General features: G+C 59.1%; 5 protein-coding genes. 1 reads left to right on the top strand and 4 read right to left on the bottom strand.

The window, feature by feature from the left end; translation table 11 throughout:
* Positions 1 to 137: 137 nt before the first annotated feature.
* Positions 138 to 1,667 (bottom strand): efflux transporter outer membrane subunit, encoded by a 1,530-nt coding sequence (locus HNR55_RS14740; protein WP_253545905.1) that lies wholly within the window; start codon positions 1,665 to 1,667, stop codon positions 138 to 140.
* A gap of 137 nt (positions 1,668 to 1,804) precedes the next feature.
* Here HNR55_RS14740 and HNR55_RS14735 point away from each other — a divergent pair, with 137 nt between their 5' ends.
* Positions 1,805 to 2,452: a TetR/AcrR family transcriptional regulator gene (locus HNR55_RS14735; protein ID WP_166116626.1), complete on the top strand. Its 648-nt coding sequence runs from the start codon at positions 1,805 to 1,807 to the stop codon at positions 2,450 to 2,452.
* Positions 2,453 to 2,520: 68 nt separating this feature from the next.
* Here HNR55_RS14735 and HNR55_RS14730 read toward each other — a convergent pair whose 3' ends face one another.
* From HNR55_RS14730 to HNR55_RS14720, 3 genes are all read right to left on the bottom strand, one after another.
* A complete protein-coding gene (locus HNR55_RS14730) occupies positions 2,521 to 3,447 on the bottom strand; it encodes an FAD-binding protein (protein WP_166116623.1) in 927 nt (308 codons plus the stop codon).
* A 2-nt stretch (positions 3,448 to 3,449) separates the two neighbouring features.
* On the bottom strand, positions 3,450 to 4,199 hold the full coding sequence (locus tag HNR55_RS14725; RefSeq protein WP_166116621.1) for an electron transfer flavoprotein subunit beta/FixA family protein: 750 nt from the start codon (positions 4,197 to 4,199) through the stop codon (positions 3,450 to 3,452).
* A 63-nt stretch (positions 4,200 to 4,262) separates the two neighbouring features.
* Entirely contained in the window at positions 4,263 to 5,900 is a 1,638-nt protein-coding gene (locus HNR55_RS14720) for an electron transfer flavoprotein-ubiquinone oxidoreductase (RefSeq protein ID WP_166116619.1), read from the bottom strand.
* Positions 5,901 to 6,000 lie beyond the last annotated feature (100 nt).

The raw sequence follows: 6,000 nt of genomic DNA, 5'->3' as shown, positions 1-6,000 counted from the left end.
AAAAAATGAAACAAAATCATAACCTAAACAAAAAACCCCAGAAAACCGCCATTCCCGAAAATTAACGTTCCTAACACAAAATAAAAACGGGCCTCTCGGCCCGTTGCTGGTTTGGAATATCCTGTACGCCCAAGCAGTTAGGCGTGTTTGGGACTGGAGACGGGGAAGGTGGTCTCCCATCCCCCGCCCAGCGCATTATACAGACGCACCAGATCATCTGCGATCGTCGCTGTGCTATCCGCCAGACTGGTCTGGGAAGAAAGCAGCCTGCGCTGCGCATCAAGCACCTGCAGGTAACTCTGCAACCCATGCTTATACTGGCTTTGCGCCAGTTCCATGGAACGCCTGTCTGCTGCCACCTGACTGCTCAGGCGCTGGTTCTTCTTCTGCTCGGCCTGATATGCGGTCAGTGCATTATCCACCTCGCTCCAGGCATTGAGCACCGTTTTGCGGTACCGCAGGGCTGCGGCCTTCTGCGACGCTTTTTTCATCTGCAACTGGCCGGTCAGGCGTCCGCCCTGAAAAATGGGGATCGTGATGGACGGCCCCACATTCCACATGCGTGAGCTCCACATCCCCATATCGCGGAACGAGAAGGACTGAAGCCCAAAGCCCGCATCAATGGTGACCTTGGGGTAAAAGTCCGCCATGGCCTGCCCCACTTCGGCCGTGGCCGCATGCAGTTCGGCCTCAGCCTCACGGATGTCGGGGCGACGGTGGGCCAGTTCGGATGGCAGGCCAATAGGCACGGCTGGCGGCACCAGCGGTATGCCCGCTGTTTGCACCAGTTCGGTGTTCAGCCCACCCGGAGGCATGCCCATAAGCAGATTGATGGCGTTGATCTGCATGGCAATGCGCTGCTCAAACTGCGGGATCAGGGCATTGGTATGCTGAAGCTCGGACTGGGCGCTATCCACATCCAGTTCGCTTACCAGACCGCTTTTGTAGCGCGACTGGCTCAGTTGCAGCAGTTTGGCTGCGGCATCGCGGTTGGCCGTGGTAATACGCAACTGCTCCTGCAGGCTGCGCAGTGTCATGTAATCCGATGCCAGCTCGGATTGACGGGCGATCAGAATCCCGCGGCGTTCTTCCATGGTGGCGTTGGTGTAGGACTTGGCAGCCTCGTACTGCCTGCGCACACGGCCCCACAGGTCCACTTCCCAACTGGCCTGCACACCATCCTGCCAGTTGTTCAGCAGCGGGATGGTGGCCTCGGAAGACTGGCTGGTCAGCATATCCCCCAACTGGGAACCTGCGGAATTTTCACCAATGCGTTCCACAATCCGCTGCAACTGCTTGCTACTGTGCTGCACGCGGCTGTACGAGCCAGAGGCTGCAAGGTCTGGGAAACGCTCTGCACCAGCCAGCAGTAACTGCCCACGGCTGACGGCAAGCTGTTCGGATGCCTGCAACACGTCCAGGTTCTGGGCGGCCAGACGCTGTTCAAGCGAGGTCAGTTCCGGGTCATGGAACACTGACCACCACTGCGCGTCCGGCTCCTGCTCCGTGGGCACACTCAGCGCGCTGCTCCGGTCCTGCGTTGCCGCTTTCTGCCATTGTGAGGGGGACCACGCCTGGGGCTTTTTATAGTCTGGCCCTACAGCACAACCTGCCAGAATAAAACCGGCTGCCAGTACGCCCGCCCGCCGTGCATTCCTTCTTGCCACCCGCTTACCCTCGTCGAAATTATGCGCCTGCTTTAATATGCGTTATAACCGCCACGCTGACCGACCAGTTCGGTCAGGGCATACCCTATCGTCTTTCCCTACCGCGTCAATCACAAGTCTCCAAAGCCCGAAGATCCATGGCCCTATCTCCTCCCTTCCCCGCGCCTTCCTGCTCCCCCTGCACGGGAGAGTCCGAGACCAAACGACAGCAGATTCTGACTGGAGCCAGTGCGGTTTTTGCCGAACATGGCTACGAGGGCGCAAGCATGTCCGCCATTGCGCGGCAGGCCGCTGTCTCCAAGGGAACGCTGTATAACTACTTTACCAACAAGGCCGACCTGTTTGCCGCCTTTGTGGAACAATGCTGCCGCGAAAAACTGCCCGTGGCTCTTGCCCCCGTGCAGGAGGATTCGCCCGCGCGGGAAATACTGACCGCCGTGGCCCGCGCCATGGTACGCCTGATTACCCTGCCCGACAGCCTGATGCTCTACCGGATTATTGTCTCCGAAGCGCCGCGCTTCCCCCAGCTTGGAGCCGTGTTCTGGGAAAATGGCCCCCGAGTCGCCATTGCCACACTGGCCAACTGGATACGCGAACAGGAAGCACTGGGCACCTTGCGGACAGAAGACCCTGTTTTTGCCGCCGAGCAGTTTTTTGCCCTGTGCCAGACACGCATCGCCCACCTGCGCCGTTTTAACCTGAACCCGGAAAACAGTACGGAGGATGAAGAAAAAGTGATTCATGCCGCAGTCAGGGTATTCATGGCGGCTTACGGCACGGAATAGCCCCATAAAAAAGCCCGTACGCCAGATGGGCATACGGGCCTTTCAAGCACGTAACTATGGGGAAGCGCTTATTTTTTAAGCTCTTCCACCAACTGCGGCACAACCTCGAACAGATCGCCCACAATGCCGTAATCCGCTACCTGAAAGATGGGAGCTTCGGGGTCTTTGTTCACGGCCACAATCACGCGGCTGTCCTTCATGCCTGCCAGATGCTGGATTGCGCCGGAAATACCAAACGCCATGTACAGTTCCGGCGCCACGATCTTGCCGGTCTGGCCGACCTGCAATTCGTTGGGCACAAAACCGGAATCGACTGCGGCGCGGGACGCACCAACCGCCGCACCCAGTACATCGGCCAGCGGGTCCAGCGCGTGGAACTTTTCCTCGCTCCCCATGCCACGACCGCCAGACACCACAACACGTGCCGATTCCAGATCGGGGCGGGCGGAGTCAGACAGCTGAACGGCCTCAAAGCGGGACACGTCAGGGCTATCCACCGCAGCCACGACCTCAACCTGGGCGCTGCCACCTTCGGCCGGGGCGGCATCAAACGATGCGCTGCGCACGGTCAGCACTTTTTTGGCATCAGAAGAACGCACGGTCGCCAGCGCGTTGCCAGCGTAAATCGGGCGTACAAAGGTCTGCGCGTCCACAATGCTCACCACATCGGGGATGGGCTGCACGTCCAGCAGGGCAGCAGCACGCGGCAGCACGTTCTTACCCGTAGCACCCGCAGCAGCCACGATATGGTCATAACTGCCAGCAAGGGAGACAAGCAGGGCTGCCAGAGGTTCGGCCAGCTCATGCGCATAGCGGGCATCTGCCGCATGCAGCACCTTGGACACGCCTGCAATCTGGCTTGCAGCCTGTGCCAGAGCGGCATCCCCGGCGACCAGCACATGCACATCACCCAGACGGGTTGCAGCGGTTACAGCAGAAAGGGCTGCCTTCCTGATCTGGCCGCCTTCATGATCCAGAAGAACAAGAGCGGTCATGTTCAGATCACCTTTGCTTCATTACGCAGTTTTTCCACCAGCTCTGTTGCGGAGCCAACCTTGATCCCCGCCTTGCGTTCTGCGGGTTCCGCAACGGAAACAACCGTCAGGCGCGGGGTCATGTCCACACCAAGGTCAGCGGCGGGAATGGTTTCCAGCGGCTTTTTCTTGGCTTTCATAATGTTGGGCAGGGAGGCGTAGCGCGGCTCGTTCAGGCGCAGGTCGGCCGTGATAATGGCTGGCAGGGCAAGGGAGACCTGCTCCGTTCCGCCATCAATTTCACGGCTGACATTCACGCGGCCATCAACCACATCAACCTTGCTGGCAAAGGTACCCTGACCCCAGCCCAGCAGACCGGCCAGCATCTGGCCCGTTGCGTTCATATCATCATCAATGGCCTGTTTGCCCAGCACAACCAGCGAGGGGCCTTCTTTTTCGACCAGTGTTTTGAGCACCTTGGCAACAGCCAGAGGTTCGGGGCTTTCATCGGTCAGCACCAGAATGGCCCGGTCAGCGCCCATGGCCATGGCGGTACGCAGGGTGTCCTGCGCCTGCTGCACACCAATGGACACAACCACGACTTCCGAAGCAGCGCCTTTTTCACGCAGGCGCACGGCTTCTTCCACCGCAATTTCGTCAAACGGATTCATGGACATCTTGACGCCAGCGGTTTCCACTCCGCTGCCATCCGCCTTGACGCGCGGTTTGATGTTGTAATCAACAACCCGCTTTACAGGTACGAGTATCTTCATGACTTCTTTCGCTTGCAGACGCAGGATGGTTCGGACGGTTCTTTATCGTACTTTGACCGAAATTCACATACCAGCCGGATAATTCGGCCCACCACCCCCTTCGGGCGTGGTCCAGTCTATATTCTGGGTGGGGTCCTTAATGTCACACGTTTTGCAATGTACGCAGTTCTGGGCATTGATTTGCAGATGTGGCGCTGTCTGCTCATCCGCCACTTCGTACACACCCGCCGGGCAATAACGCGCCTCTGGTGCGTGGAACACATCCCAGTTGACCGTTTTCCACAAGGACGGATTTTTAAGCCGCAGATGCACCGGCTGATCCTCCTCATGGTTGGTGGCGGACAGGAAGACGGAAGACAGACGATCAAACGTCAGCTTGCCATCAGGCTTGGGGTAAAACGGCTTTGCGCACAGATCAGCCGCACGCAGCGTTTCGTTATCCTGATGTTTGAAGTGGAGCGTCCATGGGGCGCGTCCACGCAGCACCATGGCATCCAGCCCCGCGTACACAGCACCACCCATGGCCCCAAAACGGGCAAAGGCGGGGCGAATGTTGCGTGCGGTGCGTAGTTCCTGCCACAGCCAGGACTGCCGGACCTTCTGCGTATAGGAGCCCGGTTCTGCGCGGTCGGTTTTCATGGCATCCACCACGGCTTCCGCCGCCAGCATGCCCGACTTCATGGATGTATGCGTGCCCTTGATTTTTGGCACATTCAAAAACCCTGCCGAATCCCCGATCAGCGCACCACCGGGGAAGGTCAGGCGCGGAATGGACTGCAAACCACCTTCGGACAGGGCACGCGCACCGTAGGAAATACGCCGCCCCCCTTCCAGATGCTGGCGGAAAGCCAGATGCAGCTTGACGCGCTGCATTTCCTCAAACGGGGAGAGCCATGTGTTGGCGTAGTCCAGCCCGATGACAAAGCCATAGGACACAAGGTTTTCGCCAAAATGGTACAGCCACGCGCCACCATACGTACCGTTATCCAGCGGCCAGCCAAAGCTGTGCTGCACCAGACCGGGGCGATGGTTTTCTGCCGGGATTTCCCACACTTCCTTAATACCAAGGCCGTAGGTCTGCGGGTCCGCATCCTTGCGCAGGTCGTAATGGGCCATGACCTGCTTGGTCAGGGAGCCACGGCAGCCTTCTGCAAACAGGGTGTAGCGCCCACGCAGTTCCATGCCGGGCTGGTAGTTGGGGCCGGGTTTGCCGTCACGCCCCACACCCATGTCCCCCGTGGCCACACCCACCACGCGGTTGCGTTCGATCAGCACTTCGGCCCCGGCAAAACCGGGGTAGATTTCCACCCCCAGTTCCTCGGCCTGCACGGCCAGCCAGCGGCAGACCTCGCCCAGACTGACAATGTAATTCCCGTGGTTGGCCATGTGCGGCATGACCTTGTCGAGCATGGGCACCCGAATACTGCCTGTTTCGGTCAGGTAGAACATATCTTCCGCCGTTACAGGCGTATCCAGCGGCGCACCGCGTTCGCGCCAGTCGGGCAGCAGTTCGGCCAGTGCGCGCGGCTCGATCACGGCGCCGGATACAATATGCGCCCCGATCTCGCTCCCTTTTTCAATCAGGCAGACACTGGTTTGCGGCGAAAGCTGGCGCAGACGAATGGCGGCAGCCAGTCCGGCGGGGCCACCGCCAACAATGACAACATCGAACTCCATCGACTCACGCACAGGTTCACTCATTCCCGTTTTATCCCCGTTGAAATTTCTGTAGCTTTCCTAAACCCGATTTGTCACAGAATTGCAAAAAACGGGCACCCCGGCCCGTTTTGCGCCTTTTCCG

This window comes from Acetobacter lovaniensis (genome assembly GCF_014207635.1).
Lineage (GTDB): Bacteria > Pseudomonadota > Alphaproteobacteria > Acetobacterales > Acetobacteraceae > Acetobacter > Acetobacter lovaniensis.
This window is presented reverse-complemented; position numbering and strand designations above follow the sequence as displayed.

Bases quoted from the DNA above. Each gene is read 5' to 3' on its own strand.
- HNR55_RS14720 (WP_166116619.1), bottom strand. From the start codon at position 5,900: ATGAGTGAACCTGTGCGTGAGTCGATGGAGTTCGATGTTGTCATTGTT.
- HNR55_RS14735 (WP_166116626.1), top strand. From the start codon at position 1,805: ATGGCCCTATCTCCTCCCTTCCCCGCGCCTTCCTGCTCCCCCTGCACG.
- HNR55_RS14725 (WP_166116621.1), bottom strand. From the start codon at position 4,199: ATGAAGATACTCGTACCTGTAAAGCGGGTTGTTGATTACAACATCAAA.
- HNR55_RS14730 (WP_166116623.1), bottom strand. From the start codon at position 3,447: ATGACCGCTCTTGTTCTTCTGGATCATGAAGGCGGCCAGATCAGGAAG.